The organism is Brevibacillus laterosporus LMG 15441 (assembly GCF_000219535.2).
GTDB lineage: Bacteria > Bacillota > Bacilli > Brevibacillales > Brevibacillaceae > Brevibacillus_B > Brevibacillus_B halotolerans.
Window position 1 is genome coordinate 2,513,018 of record NZ_CP007806.1, and the last position, 22,287, is coordinate 2,535,304.

Annotated in this window: 3 protein-coding genes; all 3 read right to left on the minus strand. The window is 40.7% G+C overall.

The annotated features are described in order from the left end of the window. Positions 1-25: 25 nt before the first annotated feature. Positions 26-766 (minus strand): YheC/YheD family protein, encoded by a 741-nt coding sequence (locus tag BRLA_RS11465; RefSeq protein WP_041752145.1) that lies wholly within the window; start codon positions 764-766, stop codon positions 26-28. 337 nt (positions 767-1,103) lie between these two features. Continuing rightward, on the minus strand, positions 1,104-2,402 hold the full coding sequence (locus BRLA_RS11470) for an MFS transporter (protein ID WP_003337596.1): 1,299 nt from the start codon (positions 2,400-2,402) through the stop codon (positions 1,104-1,106). An 85-nt stretch (positions 2,403-2,487) separates the two neighbouring features. After that, positions 2,488-21,666: a non-ribosomal peptide synthase/polyketide synthase gene (locus BRLA_RS11475; RefSeq protein ID WP_003337597.1), complete on the minus strand. Its 19,179-nt coding sequence runs from the start codon at positions 21,664-21,666 to the stop codon at positions 2,488-2,490. Positions 21,667-22,287: the final 621 nt, after the last annotated feature.

Consider the following 22,287-nt stretch of genomic DNA (forward strand, 5'->3'; position numbering starts at 1 on the left):
ACTCTTACATTTCTAGATCATTTTTTCAGCGCCGGAGTCTATCTCTACGAATCAAACGTTTATTTTCCTTAATTTTACGCAACGAAGATTTGTCTGAGAGCCGAGTAAACAACATATGACCAGGCTTCGAATTTACTTCAATAATCCAAATTCGGCCACTTTTTTCAATTCCAAGATCGATTCCCATTTCACGAAACGAATGATGTTTGCTCATCGTTCGAGCAATGAGATAAGATAGATTTTTTATTTTTTTTCGTGTTCTTTTCACTTTTTCTCTATCTTTGAAGAGCTTCCATAGCACCTTATCGAGTGGTACCCCATACCCCCCTTTTTGATAATTAGTCACAAAAAGATTCGGGGCGGCAACACGAGCAACAATACCAGAAATGACCCAATCTCTTTTCGGTTTCTGCATGTAGATTCTTATATCAAAAATAGAGCCTTTGTAAGTTGCCAATTTAATTCCTCTCTGTACAAGATAACACTTGGAGGCCTTCTGATAATACTGAATCTCCTTGTACACTGAACTAGCACCAACATAACTAACATAACGACCGCGTCGAATCTCATAACCACATGTAAGCTTTTTAGCTCTAATTATCCCCGATCCTCCGCTACCGTGGTTGGGTTTAATATAGATAGTTGAATGCGATTTCAAAAGCTTTAAAGCCTTTTTATTCGTAAGCCAGTGTGTCTCAGGTAAATGGTGTCGCAGTACGGAATGCTGTAACATTTCCTTATGCTTTCTCATTTTTCCAATTCCCACAGGTATCCTCTTTTCAATTTGACATGTTAAACATTTTATGAATCAGCATTTATTGAGACACGGCGTATATCTACATTTCCAAAATAACTTTTTACCGTGCATGGAAACAAAATAGAAAAAAAGTCTATTGCCTTTTCAAGCTCAATTCGCTATTGTCGACCACTAACAAACTTCGTATCGATTTGAACGCAAAAAAAGAGTCGCGATACCAAGCGACTCTTTTTGTATGCCAGATATGTTTTTTCATAGTTCTTATTTTTAAGGTTCCTTTCTCGCTTTGCTAGGTGAATCTATTGCTACAGGGATTACTACTCCCCCTATCTTTTCATTCGTATCCTTATGCAGAAGTCGAATCTGGATTCTTCGGTGCTGATGCATCATGTTCATATCCGGCAAGTGCAAATTTAATGTAAAGACTAAGAATGACACTGACAATAGCAGAAAGTACCATCGGGATATAGCTACTATCGGAAAAGCGATCAAACAGCAAACCATACATCAGTTGTCCAAGTGGTATTGCAGCCATTGTCATGGATGTAACCAGTGCCATTACACGACCAAGCATTTCATTTGGTGTATCGTTTTGTAGCATGGTCATCCCAACGATAGAAAGAATCGTAATAGAAGCCATGATACCAAATCCACATGTTGTAAATATCCAGAACGGAATTGTTGCATCTGTGAAAATACTTGTGAAAGATGGGAGAATGGAGCCACTAGTGGCTAATAGGAAAATACCTGATAGAAAAAGCATGGACACAAAAGCATTTTTTACCGTCAGTTTTTTCGTTAATAGACTCAAGGCGATCGGAGCCATGAGACTACCAGCCATGATTACTCCTTCGCTCAATCCGTACATTTGATCCGACATTTTCAAGTTTATTTTCGTGATATAAGCAATTCCAACTGTAAAAATCGGCGATATGAACACATTTGCAATAAGAGTTGCAAAGATTAATTTACCAAGATATTGGCTCTTCCCTACGAATTTGAGTCCTTCTTTTAAATCATTCCCAAAGTCCGAAACGATGCTGGAGGATTTGTCACGGATTGTTTGTGGGATAACCATAAACATTTCAAGAATTGCCGCCAATAAAAAACTAATTCCATTGATTAGCAGAAGAGCATCCAAGCCAAAGGTCCCATATAATATTCCTGCAAGAATTGGACCTGTCATATTAGCTAGCGTCATGAACAAGCTATTAAGCGAATTGGCATTAAGAAGCTGTTTCTCCTCTACTAATGAAGGTATAGATGCTTGTACAGCCGGTTCGTAAAAGGCAGTGAAAACCGATAGTAAAATTACCCCTATGTAGATTGCTGGCAGGTCTAGTAGTCCGTTTTTAGACAAGAGTAGCATCACACCGACGATAATCGCACAAAGAATGTCCAGTACAATCATGATATTTCGGCGACTAAACCGATCAGCGAATACACCAGCGATTGGTCCTAGTAGAATGGTTGGGATTAATGACATAACCAGAACAGAAGCAAATAACGTACCTGATCCAGTAATCCCAAGGACATACAAGGAAAGAGCAAAACGCTGGATGATACTGCCTGTAAACGAAATAACTTGACCAATCATGAGCAAGGTAAAATTTTTATTGGTAAACAACGATTTCATTTCTCCCATGCTTGTTCTCCTTACATTGAGATAGAAGAAAGGAACTGGGAGTATCCCATGTTATGAACCCCCAGTTCCATGTAAACGTTACTTCTTAATGGGATACCTTAACCTGATGCAGCAGCAATTCCAAAATTTCATGAATGAGATAAGCATGTTGTTTGGCATATTTCTTGTCAACCATTTCATGGTGCGTAGAAAAGCCCTGGTATTCCATGTAGGTACTCATCGTCGACTCCTTCCATTTAAGTTCCTCTTCCCGTTCAATCTCTTTTGCTAAAATGAGGTGAATGCTTGCCTCAACCATACCGTCATTGATGATAGTATTGAGCAATGCACCGTAATTCTCGATGTTTTGAACAATTTTGTTCCGTATGCTCGCTACCTTGAGTATTTCATTCTCTTCTGCTGCTTTATCAATCAGTGCTACATTTTCACGAATTTCTTCATCATTTACAAGCTGATACTCGGTCTGCCTTAGCGTATCTAAAAGAATGATTCCCTGAACGTGATGACCTTTTTCTTCTAGTACTTTGGCAACCTCGAACGCCAGATTTCCCCCTGCTGAATACCCCATCAGTAGATATGGCCCCTCTGGTTGGATATTCAAAATGTGGTCGACATATTCATTAATCAGATAGTCATGCGCGATAAAATCAAATGAATAGATCGAGTAATCAGGAAGCTCATTTGCAATTTCTTTAAATGCAGCACCTAAACCAGCGATTGGCGGGAATGCAAAGACGATTGGTTTTCCTCCTTCATTTAGCAAGGTAACAGGAATTTCTTCATCCACCTGCACATACTGCACGACAGTTAGCTTCTCGGCTAGTGGGCGAATGCTACGGTAGCGGAATACAAGCTGAAGTGGCATTTCTATTCCGATATCTCTACTAATAGCGGAGACAAGCTGAACTGCTTTGAGAGAGTGTCCACCTAGCTCAAAGAAATCCGACTCTACACTGATTTGTTTCATACCAAGCACTTCTTCCCAGATAACCGCAAGCTTCTCCTCCATCTCAGTCTGCGGAGCAATGTACTCATTACCGATAACCATATTTTCTTCAGGTGCCGGTAAAGCCTTTTTATCAATCTTACCGTTTACCATTAGCGGCATGTTCTCTAGTTGAATAAAATAAGAAGGAATCATATAGGCTGGTAGAGTTTTTGCCAGTTGCTCTCGCAGCTCGGAAACTGTAATTGTCCGTTTTGCTTCGAAGTATGCACATAATTGATTTTGACCTGTTAAATCCTGAGTAACAGTCACTACCGCCTCCACAATATCTTCAAGCTCTAGAATATGAGATTCAACTTCAAGCAACTCGATGCGGAATCCACGAACTTTGACTTGATCATCAATCCGGCCTAAAAACTCAATGTTTCCATCAGGAAGCCATCTAGCTAAATCACCTGTTTTGTATATCTTTTCACCTACAACAAATGGGTTCGTAATGAACTTCTCTGCTGTCAAATCAGGACGATTGAGATAACCGCGGGCAAGCCCTATTCCTCCAATGCATAACTCTCCTGGTACTCCAATAGGCTGGAGCTGATTTGTTTGATTTAAGATATAGATTTGTGTATTTGCTACTGGACGTCCGATCGGTAGTGCCCCATCGAGTCGTTCCTCTACAACCCACTCTGTTGATTGAATAGTAGTCTCTGTTGGTCCATATGCATTGATGAAACGAACATAATCTCTCCATGCTTTGGCTACTCCAGGTGTCAAGGCAGAGCCACCTGTTGAGACAAAGCGAAGTGAAATGAGTCTTTCTGGGTTGACTACACTAGCGAATGCTCCAGGTATTTCTGCTACTGTTATTAGGTGTTTATTGATAAATGTCTCATACAACGCAGGGTCTTGAGTTGTCTCCTTGGTAGGGATGTATAGCTGTGCCCCATTGTGTAATGCCAAGAAAATTTCCATGATGGATGGATCAAATGATTGGCTTGTATATTGAATGATACGGTCTTGCTCGCTCACACCATATTCTGCTTGGATATGATCTAATAGGTTAACCACTCCGCGATGCTCTAGCATGACACCTTTCGGCTTACCTGTTGTGCCGGATGTATAGATGATATAGGCAAGATTCCTTGGTGAAGCTGGCAATGCTAGATTTTGTGGTTCCCCTTGGAACAGAGACTGGTCATGTAAAGAAATAATTTCAAGGCTGTCTGAAATGTTAGCTTGTACGTCTACGGTTGTGTGTGTAAGCAGGATTTGTACTTGACTATCTTCGAGAATAAAGCGAATCCGCTCCATTGGATATGCGGGATCGATTGGGACATAAACACCATTCGCTTTGAGAACAGCTAAAATAGCGATATACATTTCAAGAGAGCGGTCAGCCATAATTGCTACGTTATCCTCCGCCTTTATCCCTTTTGCAACAAGTACACGCGCCAATTGATTTGCTTTTTCATTCAACTCCTGATAAGTCAAAGCTTGTCCTTCATAATAGAGAGCGCTATTAGCTGGGTGTAATTCTGCTTGAGCTTCAAAGAGCTGATGAATCGTCTTATCAGATCGGAAATCCCTATTTGTATCATTGAATTTTGTTACCAATTGATGTTTTTCCCTATCTGTCACCATGTCTATATCAGCTAAAATGACGTCAGGGCTCTTACTAATTGCTCGTAGTACCTGTGTAAAATGGTCTGCGAAACGCTCCATACTTTCACGCTTAAACAATTTCGTGCAATAGTTTAGATCAACACCAATTCCTTCTTCAGATTCATGAGCAGTCATAGTAAGGTCAAAGGTCGCCATATTTTGCTTGGTTTCATATAACGAGACCTTGGCTTCACCAAAGGCTAAACCGCTTTCTGGACCATCCATATTTTGTAGAGTGAACATGACATCAAAGAGTTGATTACGGCTCATGTCACGTTTGAGGTCTAGTTTTTCTATCAGCACTTCAAAAGGATAGTCTTGATTCTCATAGGCATGAAGTGCTGTATCTTTTATCTCAGCTAAGAAGCTCGAAAAACGCTTCTCGGCTTCTGGGAACCCACGCATGACTAACGTTCCTACAAACATCCCGACAATTTGTTGTAAATCAGTGTGTGGACGTCCAGCGATCGGGCTACCGATAAGAATGTCATTTTGACCACTGTATTTGGCAAGCGTAACCTGTAATGCTGCTAGTAATACCATATACATAGTCGTACCAGTTTCCATGGCCAGTTGTCGTAGAGCGCTTGAAAGTTCCTTGTCCACAGTAAATGGAACATTATCACCATCATAGCTATAAACAGGCGGTCTTGGATAATCTGTTGGCATTTGGAGAACTGGCAAGTCGCCGGACAGATTCTCAAGCCAATACATCTCTTGCTTCTGCATTTCATCCGAAGTAAACATTTTTTGTTGCCAATTAGCAAAATCCTTATATTGGATTGATAATGCGGGTAGTTCTTCTCCTGCATAAATCTTAGCTAGCTCTGTGAGTATGATACTCATGGAAACCCCGTCAGAAATGCTATGGTGCATATCAAGCAATAAAAGATGTTCCTTATCCTTATAAGTGACAAGGTGCGCTCTCAAAAGCGGTGCTTGATTCAAATCAAATGGTTGTGTAAATGTCGAGACGATTTGATTGCACTCATCCTCTGACCCTACTGTATGAACCAAATGGAACATTGCAGATTCATGAACAATCTGTCTCATTTGTCCATCTGTCCAATCAAAAGATGTCCGCAAGCTTTCATGACGATTGATTAGTTCTCGGAATGAGCTTTCCAGTCGAGCAGCTTCAATATCACCTGAAAGCCTCAAGGCTATTGGCATATTGTAGCTCAGCTCAGCTCCTTCCAGCTGTGTTAGGATAAGTAAGCGTTTTTGAGCGGAAGAGACTGGATAACTTTCTGCTATCTCCACAGGGTGTATTTCCTCAAAGGCACTCTTCTGTCCTTGACTGATGAGTGTGGCCATTTCTTCGAGTTTTGTGTGTTTAAAAATCTCACGAAGAGATGCCTCTGTTTCGAATTCTTTATGAATCTTCGAGAGGAGTACAGTCGCTTTTAATGAATGTCCTCCCAGTGCAAAGAAGTCATCAAGGACACTAATTCGTTCTACACCCAATACCTCTTGCCAAATCGAAACCAGCTTAGATTCGATTTCATTGCGTGGGGCCACATAAACTGATCCTGTGTCAACATTTTTGTCTGGTTTTGGCAGACTACGCTTATCGATTTTCCCGTTTAGTGTCACTGGCATTTTCTCCAATTTAATGAAGAAGGCCGGAATCATATAGGAAGGAAGGCTCTGCTCAAGATAGTGACGCAATTGGGTAATGGCTATGCTAGTCGTGCTGACAAAATAAGCGCATAAATCAGTTTGTCCTCTCTCATCTGTAAGAGCAAGGACGACCGCTTCAGTAATGTCCTCATGTGATAGCAGGTGGGCTTCAATTTCTCCTAGCTCTATTCTAAAGCCACGAACCTTTACCTGATCATCTACGCGTCCAAGATACTCAATATTTCCATCAGGAAGCCATCTTGCTAAGTCACCTGTTCGATACATTTTTTCGTCAGGAACAAATGGATTGCCTACAAACTTTTCACGCGTTAGCTCAGGACGATTGAGATAGCCCCGTGCCAGCCCTACTCCACTTATGCAAAGTTCTCCTGGAATGCCAATCGGCTGTAATTGGTAATCGACTCCAACAATGTAGATCTGGGTATTATCAATTGGACGCCCGATCGGTAAGAGTCCATCTGCTCTTTCTTCTGTTACCCAGCCTGTTGCTTGAATAGACGCTTCAGTTGGCCCATAAGCATTGACGTATACTGTTCGGTCTTTCCATGCTTGAACCAGATCGGTAGTGATTGCAGACCCACCTGTAAATAAAAGCCGCAAAGATGTTATTTTATCAGGATTTACATGTACGAGGAAGACAGGTGGTAAGGCCGCCACAGTAATATGATGACGATTTACGTAATCTTCAAACAAGGCAGGGTCTTGAGTCGTCTCCTTCTTAGGCACGTACAACGTTGCTCCATGTAACAAGCAAGCAAAAATTTCTTTCACAGATGCATCAAAAGAAGGACTAACGTATTGTAATACGCGATCTTCCTGATACATGCCGTAATGATCAAAAATATGCTGTTTTAGTTTAACAACCCCGTGATGCTCCAGCATTACACCTTTTGGCTTTCCTGTTGTTCCAGATGTATAGATGACATATGCTAGATCAGCTGGTGTGATTGATAGCTTCAGATTAGTAGAATCTCCCTGATACAGCCTATCATCTGAAAGCTCTACAATTTTGCCCTGATACGTAGCGATATCCATATGAACAGATTCAAGTAAATGACTTTGTGTTAAAAGAACCTTAGCTTGGCTATCTTCTAAGACATATGCGATTCTCTCACCTGGATAAGCTGGATCAATTGGGACATAGGCTCCTCCAGCTTTTAGAACGGCCATAATCGCCACAATCATTTCGATGCTTTTGTCTGCCATAACTGCAACAATTTGGTCTGTTCCTATTCCAAGAGCAAGTAATTCTCGTGCCAACTGGTTTGCCTTATCATTTAACTCTTGATACGTTAGTTGATCACCCTCAAAGTAAACAGCAGGATGATGTGGATGTTTCATGACCAGCTCTTCAAAAATCTGCGGAATCGTCTTGTCTTGTTCAAACGGGACCTGCGTATGGTTAAATTTCACTAGTAATTTTTGTCTTTCTTCAGCAGAAACAATGTCTATTTCACTAACTTTACTAGATGGATCTGCTAGAATGCTTCGGGCGATTTGTTGCAGATTAGCCGCAATGCCCTCCATCATTTGCTTGTTGTAGACATGTGCGTTGTACATAAACTTAATATAAAGCTTCTCACCAGGTCCCACTGCTATATTGAAATCGTAGTTGGTTTGCTCATGTACCTCCATTTGCTGGAAGTCAATGTCTATCTTTTTAGCTAAATGAATATGGGTATCTTCTGCTGGAGTCGGATAATTCTCAAAAGCAATCAAATGGTCAAGCAAGCCCTGGCGTAATTCACTTGTGGATTGAATCTCGGCAAGTGAAAGATAGTCATAATCAGCAGAAGCAAGAGCATCTTCTTGTACCTGCTGCAATACTTGAGTAAATTGTGTCTCTGCATCTAGTTGGATACGAACAGGAATGGAATTGATAAATAAACCGACCATTTGCTCAATACCTGTAACATTAGCATTCCGACCAGAGACTACAGCGCCGAATACCACATCATTAGTACGATTATATCGAGCTAGCAATATCCCCCAGATCGTTTGGAATACACTGTTTAAAGTGGTTTGGTATTGCTTGGCTATCTGCTCTAAACCACTTGTCATCGCTTTATCGAAGCAAAACTCATACAATTCTGTCTTGTATTCTACAGCTTCAACCTTTCTTTCCTTTGGTATTGTAGCCAGTTGTTCGTATCCTGCCACATATTCCTTCCAATACGAGATTGCTTCTGCTTTATCTTGTTTTTCCAGCCAATTGATGTAGTCACTATACGGATAAACCGGACCAAGTGATAACGGAAGATCATTAAGCAGAGAATGGTACGTATGAATAAATTCTCCCATGATGATCGGTATGCTCCAACCATCTGTAAGAATATGATGGAAGCTTAAAATCATAAGATATTCCTCTGCTGCTGTTTGCAGGATAGCCAATCGAATGAGCCTATCACTAGATAGCTTAAACCCGCGTTCTTTATCCTGTTGTTTAAAGTCCTCCGTATAGTTCACTCGATCCTCTTGAGCTAAAGCAGAGATATCTTCAAAGTGAACAGTGGCTTTGCGCTCATTAAGAACTACTTGCAGTGGACGTGTTAGGTCTTTTTGTACAAATATGGAACGTAACACATCGTAGCGTTGGATGATCGAATTAAAGGCTTGTTCCATTTTAGAAAGATCCATATGCCCTGATATCGGCAAGCTGTATTGCTCCACATACATAGAGGTATTTGTATCTAGGTTTGCATGGAATAGCATTCCTTCTTGCATGGGAGAAAGTGGATATAATTTGCTGATTTCATTGGTTTCCAATTCAGATAGTACAAAGGTTCGAATTGTATCCCACTCTTCAATAGATAGACCTGCATAACCTAAGTCAGAAGGAGTTAATTCAGGTGTTGATTGGCTCGTGCAATGCGTGATGATGAGAAGGAGGTTTGATGTGAAGACTTCGATTAGCTTTTCAATACTCTCCTTCTGGAAGGCAAGATGGTTATATACAAATGACAATTGCAGCTTGCCTCCAACGGTTGCACCAGTAATATCGATTAATTGCTCCCGATTCATCTCTGGATTTACAAGGCAACCTCTCGACATGTTTGAAATGGTAAATACCGCTGTTGTTACCTCCTGGTCAAACTGGCCTAAGTAATTAAAACTTATCTCTGGTTGTATGGTAAACGACATATCTAGCTTTTGATCTTCTGGGGTCAAATACTTGAGTATTCCGTAACCAATCCCTTTATTAGGAATTTTGCGTAGGGTTTCTTTGACTTGCTTAATTCCGTATGAAATGTCTGACACCTTAGACATAGGTAGCAGGACTGGGAAAGCAGATGTGAACCATCCGATTGTTCGATTGATGTCTATCTCTTCCATGATATCCTCGCGACCGTGTCCCTCAAGTAAGATAGCTATATCATTATTTGACGTCCATTCTTTAAGCGTTATCCCAAGCGCTGTTAGCAGGATGTCGTTCATCTCAGTACGATATGCACGATGCACGTCTGTTAATAGAAGAGCTGTATCCGTCTCGGAAAGTTCCATAGATAGAGTAGAACTATCCTTCATACGGTTATGACTAGTTATGAAATCAGTTGGGATCGGATCAATGCTTGTTTGTTCTAGTTGATCCCAATAACTCTTCTCTCTAAGTAGCTCTTTACTTGTAGAGTAATCCTCTAATCGTTTTGCCCATTCTTGCAACGAAACGGTCTTCGCAGGGAAAACGATTGGCTCCCCATTTTGTGCTTGTTCATAACCTGTTGTAAAATCCTCCAGTAAGATGCGCCACGAAACACCGTCAATGACAAGATGATGAATGGCGATCAGAAGATGATCACCTTCTGTAGTTTTGAATAAGCCTAATTTGACCAACGGCCCTTGATGAAGCAAGCCCATACTGCTTTGAATACGGTTTGCCTCTTGCTCAATCCGTACAGCCACCTGTTCTTCGTTTGATTCCTCCAACAAATCAATAACTTCTATAGTAAAAGAGGCTTCCGTTTCATTGATTCCCCGATTTACTTGTTTTGCCATATCGTTTGGAGTAAAGGAATAAGCCATGCGTAATGCATCGTGATGATGGACAATTTGGGTAAATACCTGATGAACATGCTCTACGTTAAATCCTTCTGGTCGGTAGAGGAAGTTCGCCTGGTTAAAATGATGCAGGCTTGCACTGTGTTCCGTGAATAACCAGCGTTGGATTGGTGTAAGTGGTACGTTTCCTTCAACCGATCCTTGATCAAAGGCTTGAGTGCCTGCCTTTACATACGAACTTAGTTGTGCAATCGTCGGATTTTTAAACAAATCGCTAATTACTAGTCTTTGACCTTCCTTATGCAGGCGGGAGGAAATTTGAATCGCCTTGATTGAATCCCCACCTATTTCAAAGAAGTTATCATGAATACTGATCTGTTCTACTCCTAGAACAGCTTGCCAGATACTTGCAAGTGTTGCTTCGATTTCATTTCGTGGCGCTACATATTCTCTACCAGTTGAGTTTGATGTAGCTGGCTTTGGTAATCGTTTTTTATCAACTTTTCCGTTTACCGATACCGGTATGCTTTCTAGCTGCACAAAGTAAGCTGGAATCATGTAAGAAGGTAAATGCTGTCCAATTTGCTGTCTTATATCAGCTATATTAATTTCATGATCAGCAACGATATATGCACATAAATCGGGTTGTCCCTCTTCATTCGTAAAGGCTATTACTACTGCTGCGTGGATCTCATCAAGAGAAAGCAAATGTGCTTCAATCTCGCCTAATTCGATACGGTAGCCGCGTATTTTTACCTGATCGTCTATCCGTCCAAAGTATTCGATCATTCCGTCAGGTAGCCATCTTACTAAATCCCCTGTTTTGTACATGCGTTCGCCTTCTGCAAATGGATGCTCAACAAACACTTTTTCGGTAAGCTCTGGTTTATTGAGATAGCCACGGGCTAGGCCTGCTCCGCTAATGCATAATTCGCCTAAGACACCAATCGGTTGCAACTGGTTCTGCTTATTAAGAACATAGGCTTTCGTATTTGGAATGGGGCTACCAATCGGTAAAGCCTCATCTTCACGATCTGTACCAATCCATGTAGTAGCTATAACAGACGATTCAGTCGGTCCATAGGCATTCATATAGGTCGTTCGATTCTTCCAAGTAGCTACAATTTCATTATTCGATGCAGAACCACCCGTTAGTAGAAGACGCATCGCTGATAATTTGTTTGGCTCCACGTTGCCGATATATACAGGTGGTAGTAAGCCTATCGTAATTTGGTGGGCCTCTATATAGTCCCCAAAAGCAACCGGATCGTAAATTGTATCTTGGGTTGGAATGTATAATGTTGCTCCTGTTAGTAAGCTAATCATGATTTCCCAGATAGAAACATCGAAAGAAGAGCTTGCAAATTGCACCATACGATCGCCAATGCCAATGTCAAAGTCTGATTGGTAATAGGTTTTCAAGCTAATGATTCCGTGGTGCTCAACCATAACCCCTTTTGGTTTACCGGTAGTACCTGAAGTATAGATCACGTAAGCTAGGTCTGTTGGTGAAGCTTGTATGTCTACATTAGCTACTTCACCCTGATAGAGTTTTTCGTCATCTATATCGAGGATACTACCATCAAAAGGAACTTTGTCCATAAGATGCTTCTGTGTAAGGAGAACCTTTGCATTACTGTCCTCCAGCATATATTGAATCCGATCTGCCGGATAGACAGGATCAATTGGTACATACGCACCGCCAGCCTTGAGTACGGCTATAATCGATACAATCATCTCTATTGATCGATTTGTCATGATAGCGACAATCTTGTCTTTCGCTACCCCTTTGCTCATTAACAGGCGTGCCAGTTGATTGGCTTTTTCATTTAATTCCTGATAAGTGAGTGGTTTTCCCTCAAAATAAACAGCTACCTGCTCTGGTGACAAAGCTGCTTGTTTATCAAACAGCTGCTGGATCGTTACTTGGGTATCGAACTCTCTGTCAGTATCATTAAATGTGAAGAGAAGCTGTTCTTTTTCTGCTGGTGTGACCATGTCAATTTGAGAAATTTGAATATCGAGATTATTGACAATGGAACGCAATACTTGCACAAAATGTCCTGCTAAACGATCAATGGTGTCCTTTCTAAATAGTTTCGTACTGTAGTTTACGTAGCAATTGATCTCTTCTCCTACTTCAAATGCCGCTAATGTAATATCAAATTTAGCTAGATTGAAAATGGCTTCATAAGGAGTTGTTGCAACCCCATCTATTTTCAGCATTTCATTGCCGACGTTTTGTAAGGCAAACATAACGTCGAATAACGGATTGCGGCTCATGTCACGATTAACATTAAGCTTTTCCACGAGTTCTTCAAACGGATAATCTTGATTTTCAAACGCTTGCAAAGTGCTTTCTTTTACCTCTTTAAGATAGCTGGTAAATGTCTTTTCGAAAGCAGGGAATCCTCTCAGAGCAAGTGTTCCAACAAACATTCCGACCGTTTCCTCAACATCAGCATGTTGTCTGCCTGCCACAGGGCTTCCTACAATAATTTCTTCTTGTCCGCTGTATTTAGCAAGCAAGACCTGGAACGCCGCAAGAAGAACCATATACATTGTTGTTCCCGTTTGCGAGGTGATTTGATGAAGGCTCTTGGTCAAATCAGCATCGATGTCAAACGAAAGAATGTCTCCTTCAAAGTTTTGGATTGATGGTCTAGCATAATCTGTCGGCATTTGAAGTGTCGGTATTTCTCCTTCAAATGTTTTTAGCCAATAGGCCTCTTGCTTTTGCATCCTATCAGTCTGATATAGCTCTTGTTGCCATGCCGCAAAGTCCTTGTATTGAATTCGTTGACTTGGTAGCTGTTCCCCAGCATACAGCTTCGATAGCTCACGAAGTATGATGTTTGTGGAGACACCATCTGAGATGATATGGTGCATATCAATCATGAGGATATGCTCATCTTCTTTTATGGTGACTAATTCCACTCTAAATAACGGAGCTTGATTTAGATCAAAAGGTCTAATAAATGCCTGTACTGCACGAGCTATGGCTTTTTCATGAGTTGAATGATCAGTGGACAGCTCTTTGCAAGACATGTTGAAATCAACAGATGGATGAATAATTTGCACAGGCTCCCCATCAATCCAATCAAACGAAGTACGCAGACTTTCGTGACGTTGTACCAGATTTTTGCATGCTTCTTCCAATCGATCCCGGTCGATATAACCACTTAATTTGTATACAACAGGCATATTGTAGGCTAATTCTGCACCTTGCATTTGGGCAATAATTAACACGCGCTTCTGTGCAGAGGACACAGAATAATACTGGCTTGGCATAACCGGTTGTATTTCCGAATAATGAGTCTTCTGTGTATTTGTAATCAGTGTTGCCAGTGACTCTATGGTTTTATATTGGAACAGATCACGTAATGCAATTTGTACATCACATTCTTTATGCAATCTAGATGCAAGAATGGTAGCCTTGAGAGAATGTCCGCCGAGTTCAAAGAAATCATCATGTATCCCGATAGGACTGATGCCAAGCAATTCCTGCCATATTACAACCAGCTTTTCTTCTACTTTTGTGCGTGGAGCAATATATTCAGTAGTTTTTCCAATAAATTCGTCTTTGGGCAGTGCTTTTCTGTCAATTTTACCGTTTGGAGAAAGTGGCATTTTTTCAAGCTGAATAAACCGTGCTGGAATAAAGTAGCTAGGTAGATCATTTGCTAAAAAGTCCCGCAATTCAGCGGAGTCTATTTCTTTCGTACCTACAAAATAGGCACACAAATATTTTTCCCCTTGACTATCTTCACTTGCAATCACAACGGTTTCCTTTATACCTCCAAATGCCAATATCTGGGTTTCGATCTCGCCAAGCTCTATACGGAAGCCCCGAATCTTCACCTGATGATCGATACGACCCAAATATTCAATATTTCCATCCGGCATCCATCGTGCAAGGTCTCCGGTACGATACATTCGTTCGCCGTTTACATACGGATTCGAAACAAATTTTTCAATGGTTAGCTCCGGTCGATTCAAATAACCACGTGCTACTTGTACCCCGCCAATGCAAAGTTCACCTGCTACTCCTACAGGCTGGAGCTGATTTTCTTTACTGACAATGTATAACTGCGTATTATCAATCGGTTTTCCGATCGGTACAGTATCCATTCTCTCTTCTTCTACGGAGCATTCAAATACCGAAACGTCTACAGTAGCTTCTGTTGGTCCGTATAAATTCACTAATTTGGTCTGGTACGCATTGTGAAGAAGCGATTGGAAACGTTCTACATGTGCGACTTGCAATGCCTCTCCAGAAGCAAAGACCGTACGTAAGCTTGCCAGTCTTTCGATTTCCGCTACGTGTAAATGGACATGCTCGAGGAAGGCATGAAGCATCGACGGTACAAAATGCATGGTCGTCACACGCCTGTGTTCAATTGCATTTACAATAGTAGACGAATCCTTTTCTCCTTCTGGTATGAGGAAGCACACCTTGGCTCCTACAAATGCCCACCAGAACATTTCCCATACAGAAACATCGAAGGTAAACGGTGTCTTTTGCAGGATGACATCATTTTCAGTGAGCGGATATGCTTTTTGCATCCAGAGCAGTCGATTAAGTACAGACGTATGTTCAATCATCGCGCCTTTTGGTTTACCAGTCGAACCAGACGTATAGATAACATAAGCCAGATCGGTCGCTTTATTCACATGTTCTAGATTGGTGCTGTCTGTGTGATAGGCAGCAGGTTGATCTATCTCGATGACAAGACCATTAAAATCGACTCGTCCATTGTATGTTGATTGGGTTAATAAGATTTGTGCCTTACTGTCTTCTAGCGTAAATTCTAAACGATCCTGTGGATGCTTCGGATCTAGTGGCAGATAGGCTCCTCCTGCCTTCAGAATCCCCAAAATACCAATTATCATCTCAAAGGAACGATCAAGCATGATTCCTACAATACTGTTCGGTGTTACACCATTCGCTCGTAATGTTCGAGCTAGCTGATTCGTACGCTCATGTAACATCCGATAGGTCAATTCTTCATTCTCAAAATAAACAGCGGTATTGTCGGGAATTCTAGCAACAGTTTCTTCAAATAGCTGATGTATCGTCTTATGTCGTGGGTAATCTGCTGTTGTTTGATTAAATTCATAAAGGATCTGATGTTTCTCAGCCTCAGATAAGATATTGATATTGCCTAGCTTCATTTCTGGCTGGGAAACAACCGCACGTGCCAATTCTGTTAAGTGGGAAGCTATGCTTTCTACAAGCTGAGGCGCATAGATTTGTTCGTTGTATCTAAAATTTACATATAGCTGATCATAAGGGGCAACGAGCACATTGAAATCATAGTTTGTCTGCTCAAATACCTCCATCCTTGCAAACTCAAAATCCAATCTCTGCTGATGGGAGGAAGCTCGTTCTTTGTCAGGCGTTGGATAGTTTTCAAAGACGAGAAGATGGTCTAATAATCCTTGCTTTAAGGAGCTCATAGCCTGTATTTCGGCAAGTGATAAATAGTCGAATTGAGACGCAGCCGTTCCACGTTCTTTTACCTGTTGTAATAACTCAGTAAAGCTTAGTTCGGCAAAAGGCTGCACACGTACAGGTATCGTATTGATAAATAATCCCACGATTTGTTCAATACCTTGTATATCTGCGTTCCGGCCAGAGACAACAGCTCCAAAAACAACATCGTCTACTCCGTTATAGCGACCTAAAAGAATGCCCCATAGGCTTTGGAAAACATTGTTTAATGTAGTATGATGTTGTTTTGCCAATCGTTCTAGTCCAAGCGTCGTCTCGTTATCAAAATGGAAAAGATGGTTAGCTTGAACGTAGTTTCTTGTTTTCTGCGAGCGCCATTTTGGTAGAGTAGCTAGCTGCTCATATCCGAGAAGTTCATTTTTCCAATAAGAAAGAGCATCTTCTCTGTCCTGCTTCTCTAACCATTCAATATAGTCGCTATATGGATAAACAGCATGAAGCTGAATGGCTGTATTGTTCAGCAGGGAATGGTACGTTCGTATCAGTTCATCTAATACGAGAACGAAGCACCAGCCGTCCATAATAATATGATGGAAGCTTACGAGCAATTGATAGGTGTCCTCCCCTGTTTTTAACACCGTAAGTCGTAGGAGAACGTCCTTATGGATTGCAAACCCTTCCTGCTTATCCTTCTCTTTGTAGGAATTAAGATATGATTGCTGGTTGGCCACGTCTAAATGAGAAATGTCTTCAAACTGGATGGTTGTTTTCCGCTCTTGCAGAACAACCTGTACCGGGTGTTTCAATTCCTGATGGACAAACACAGTTCGTAATACATCATAGCGAGCTAGTACCGCATTTAAGCTTTGTTCAAGAAGAGCTAGATCAAGGGTGCCATGAAGCGGAATGCTATTTTGCTCAAAATAGGCGGGACTGTCAGGCTGTAATTCAGAATGAAAGAGCATACCTTCCTGCATAGGTGACAGTGGATATATTTTGCTAATGCTTGTCTGACCAATCATCTCTTGTAATACGGCTTGAATGCTTTCGAATTCCTCGATAGAGAGATTCTGGGCCCCTACATCGGATGGAGTCAGCTCGCTTGTTGTTTTTATCACGCAATGGTCAACAAGTTGGAGCAGATTTGTCTTAAACTGATCGGCAATGTGTTGAATCGTGGATTCATGATAGGCGTGATGATTGTAGGTGAAAATCATTTGAAGCTTACCATTGAAGATTCCACCATTGCATTCTAGCAATTGATTACGCACAAAGTATGGACTGATTGCTTCCCCGTTAGACATCTGCGAAGATGTGAACACATCTGTTGCAGTGTCTTGATCGAATTGCCCCAAATAGTTAAAGCTAATCTGTGGCTGTAACGTAAACGACATTGATTCAGTATGCTCTTTTGGGGTTATATATTGTAGGATACCGTAACCAATACCTTTATTTGGGATGCTTCTCAATGCTTCTTTCGTAAGCTTAATTTGTTTCGACAATTCATCTTCTTTGATAGGCAGAAGAACCGGATAGGCAGATGTAAACCAGCCGATCGTACGAGTAACATCCATATTCGCCATGATATCTTCACGACCATGCCCTTCGAGTAATAGGAGTACGTTCTCTTCTCCTGTCCAGTTTTTCACTGTGAGACCTAATGCAGTCAATAAGAGGTCATTGATTTCCGTGTGATAAGCATGGTGTACATCTTTTAATAGCTGTTTAGTTTGTTGTGGAGTAAGTTCTATGTGAATATCCGAGCTGTCCATTTTGAGATTATTTGTAATAGGTCCATCAGTTGGTAAAGGCTGAATTGTAGTTTGCTCCAACTGTCTCCAATAAGGTTTTTCTTTAAGAAACGCCTTACTTGCTGCATAGGATTGCAACTGATTCGACCATTCTTTAAACGAGACTGTTTTTGCTGGAAGCAAGAGAGCTTCTCCTCTAGCTGCTTGGCTATAACCTGTTGATAAGTCCTCCAATAAAATACGCCAGGAGACTCCATCGATAACCAAGTGATGAATCACGATCAATAAATGATCTCCTGAAGTAGTTTTAAACAAACCTATCTTAACCAACGGCCCTTGATTTTCGAGATCGATGCTTGTTTGAAGACGATCGGCATGCTGTTTCATTTGATCTTTTATGACTGATTCGTTTGTTTCATCGGTCAAATCAATTATTTCAAAATCAAAACGATCAGTAGTGAATGCTTGATTTACCTGCTGAATGCTTTCATTTTCTAGAGTAGAATAGGTCATTCGTAATGCATCATGGTGCTCGATGATGCGCTCAAACACCTGTCTAATTATTTCAGCATCAAATCCCTCTGCCCGATACAGCATATTAGCTTGATTAAAATGATGTCTATTGTTTCTTTGATTCTGGAAGAACCAATGCTGAATAGGAGTAAGCGGAATATCACCTACCACCATGCCCTGATCATAGGAGTTTTTCACTACCTTGACGTATTTGCTTAGCTCGGCAATAGATAGATGCTTAAATATATCGCGCATTTCTACTTTTAAGCCATCTTTATGCAGACGTGCTGAAATTTGAATTGCTTTAATCGAGTCTCCACCGATCTCGAAAAAGTTGTCCATAATACTGATGCGCTCTACGCCGAGCACTTTTTCCCATGCGCTGGCGAGTAATTCCTCGACCTCATTTCGCGGTGCCACATATGGCAAGCCAGTATGGAGCGTTCCCTCTGGTTTTGGAAGAGCCTTCTTGTCAATCTTGCCGTTTACAGTAAGCGGCATTTCGTCAAGCTGCATAAAAGTAGAAGGAATCATGTAAGCTGGTAGGTTTTTCCCAATAGATTGGCGCAGCTCCAGGACGCTCATTTCTCGTGTCGCCACAAAGTAGGCACATAGGTCAGTCTGTCCATTATCGTTGGTAAACGGGATGACGGTAGTTTGAACAACCTCTTCGATTTCTAGCATTTGTGCTTCGATCTCTAGTAATTCAATACGGTAACCACGAATTTTTACCTGATCGTCCATACGTCCCAGATATTCGATGTTGCCATCTGGCATCCACCTTACCAGGTCACCTGTTCTGTAGATTTTCTCACCAGTTTTAAATGGATGAGCGATAAATTTTTCTTGGGTTAACTCAGGGCGGTTAAGGTAACCACGCGCTAGTCCCACACCGCCTATGCATAGTTCTCCGGCTACACCTACAGGCTGTAGCTGATACTCGGAGTTAAGAACATACACCTGAACATTATCAATCGGCTTACCAATCGAGATCATGCCGTCTTCTCGCTCTTCAGCAAGCCATGCCGTTGCCTGAACGGATGCCTCTGTGGGACCGTATGCATTTACATACATCACACGATCTTTCCAAGTGCGTACCATTTCTAATGTCGTTGCAGATCCGCCCGTAAATAAGAGACGTAAGGAACGGAGCTTGTCTGCATTTACATGAACAGCAAAAACAGGCGGTAATACGGCCACTGTGATTTGATGATTACTTAAATAGCTTTCATATAGGGCTGGATCTTGTGTTGTTTCCTTGGTCGGAATATACAAGGTAGCACCGTGTAGCAAGCACATGAAGATTTCTTTTACAGATACGTCAAAAGAGGAGCTAGCGTATTGAACGACTCGATCCTGTTTGCAGAGCCCGTATTGTGTAGAAAGGAATTGTTGTAAATTGATAATTCCACGATGCTCAACCATAACCCCCTTTGGCTTACCTGTTGTTCCGGAAGTGTAGATGACATAAGCAAGATCAGTCGCTTGCACTGACCATGTAGGATTTGCAGTATCTCCAACGAAAAGCTTCTCATCCTCTAGCTCTAGGATGTGTCCGTCAAACGATATATCTTTTACAAATTGTTGTTGAGCCAACAGAATATTGGCCTCACTATCCTGTAGCATATAAGAAATACGCTCTGATGGATGTACAGGATCTATGGCAACATAGGCTCCTCCTGCCTTAAGAATAGCTAACATGGAAACAATCATTTCCACAGAACGATCTGCGAGTATGGCTACTAGCTGATCAGTAGTGACTCCCATATCACGAAGGCAATGGGATAGTTGGTTTGCCTTTTCATTTAATTCTTGGTACGTGAGCCTTGAACCCTCAAAGTAGACAGCTATCTGCTCAGGGTTCATTGCCACCTGCTCTTCAAAGAGTTGATGAATCGTTTTCTCTTGTGGGAATGGCTTCACAGTTTGATTGGATAAAGCAATAAGATTATGTTTTTCCCTTTCCGAGAGCATTTCTAGCTCAGCTATCTTCTTCTCAGGGAATGAGATTGAATCTTGGGTTATGCGTAATAGATGATCAGCCAGTCTATTGATCTCATCTTCTGTATACATTTCCGCTACATAATCTATTTCAATAGTTAATAAGTCCTTATCTTTATGTTCTTGAATATGTAAAGCGATCTCTTCTGTCATATGACCTACAAACAACTGTTCTACTGTATAACAAACCCCTGCTATTTGTTCAAAATCGAGGATTTGATACCCGGCAAAAAGGCGAAACAGACTATTTACATGAGGATGCTTGTCACGAACCTTTTGCATGACTTGATCATATGGATATTTCTGGTGACGAAATAATTTATTCTGCTTCTTGGCTACATCCCGAATAAACGTAAGAACATCTTGTGCGGGATTGCCTTGAAACCTAAACGGCATCGTACTAACTAGCATACCAACCATATCTTTTTCTTTACGCTGTGTCCGATTATTGCAGGTTGTACCGATGGTGATGTCTGTTTGTCCTGTCAAACGATACACATAGGCATGAAACATCGACATGAATAGTGTGAAAATACTAATATTATTTTCTGCGCAAAATTGTTGTGCCTGATCTCGTAATTCCTGTGGTACTATGATTCTTTTTCTTTTTGCTTTCGTACTTACAGAATAAGCGTCATAGGCTTTAAACCCAGTAAATTCTGGTAAAGTAGCAAACTCCTCATGCCAAAATTCTCGATCTTTTTGGAAACGCACTGAGCTTATGTACTTTTCCTCATCGTGAATAAAATCGATAAAAGAAGCTGGTATATGCATGTTTTGGGAGTTTAATACATCTGTACCGGCAAGCAATTCTGTATAAATGGAAATGATATGATTCACAATGTGAACATAAGCCATGCCGTCCGTAATGATGTGATGAGTTTTTAGGTAAATATACCCTTCCTGTTCATTACACTTAATGACGGAACATTCAAACAATTGTTTGTTTATAAGTTCAAATGGTATTGCAAATCTTTCATTAGCCCAAGAGTAGAGCTCATCCTCAGTCGTTTTGTCACTAAAATCTATGATGGGCAGTGCCTCTTTACGATAAGGTGCAATATACTGCCTTGGTTCATTGGTCTGAGAATCCACCATAATGCGTAGGCGAATCGAATCATTCATTTGAATAAATGTTTGGATTGCTTTTTGCAAAAGGGCATAGTCTAGCTTTTCTGCTTGTAGCCTAATAAGACCTCCAATGTTTGAAATACTGGTATTGGGAAAAAATTCCTCTGTAAACCAGATACGTTTCTGGGAGTGAGTGAGCGGGTAAATCTGTTCGTGGTTGAGCATCCCAATTTTTCCTCCTAATAGAATTTAGTGTAAGTATTTGTTAATAAGTTGTGTTTTTACAATTGTAGCATTATTTTTTAAAGTGAAATTATCAATATTCTGTCTTTTCATTCTGTTTTTTATTGCCATTTTATCAATTAAAAGTAATAAATAAAACCGAAAATAGCAGAAAAGTTAAAAAATAAAAATCTTAAAATACGAAATAACGAAGGTTAATTGTGCATGTTTACATTACAAATTTATAACTAGTAAAAGAGTTATTTGCTACTTTAGAGCATAAAACAATCAAAGTCCTCATTATATCTATCAATGTTTGTAAAGCTTACAAGCTAATTCTGATTCGATTCTCTCCCCCATCTTCTTGATTTGTAAATGATAGGGTTTTCTTTACAATAATCAAACAGGCTATGCTAATGAACCTTTTGCAAAATAGTAGACTAAAAAACAAGAATCCTATTTATTCTTGAAAATGTAAAATAGTTACATATAATTACATGTAAAAATTAACCAATAACAGACTGGCGAAGGAGATTTTTTCCTGATCAGATCCAAAGATGCTAGTTTGCAGCATTTACTGTTTCAAAGAAATAATATATAATACTTTAATTATTTAGATTTCAA

Excerpts from the sequence above, each read along its gene's own strand:
- BRLA_RS11470 (WP_003337596.1), bottom strand. The coding sequence starts at position 2,402 with ATGGGAGAAATGAAATCGTTGTTTACCAATAAAAATTTTACCTTGCTC.
- BRLA_RS11475 (WP_003337597.1), bottom strand. The coding sequence starts at position 21,666 with ATGCTCAACCACGAACAGATTTACCCGCTCACTCACTCCCAGAAACGT.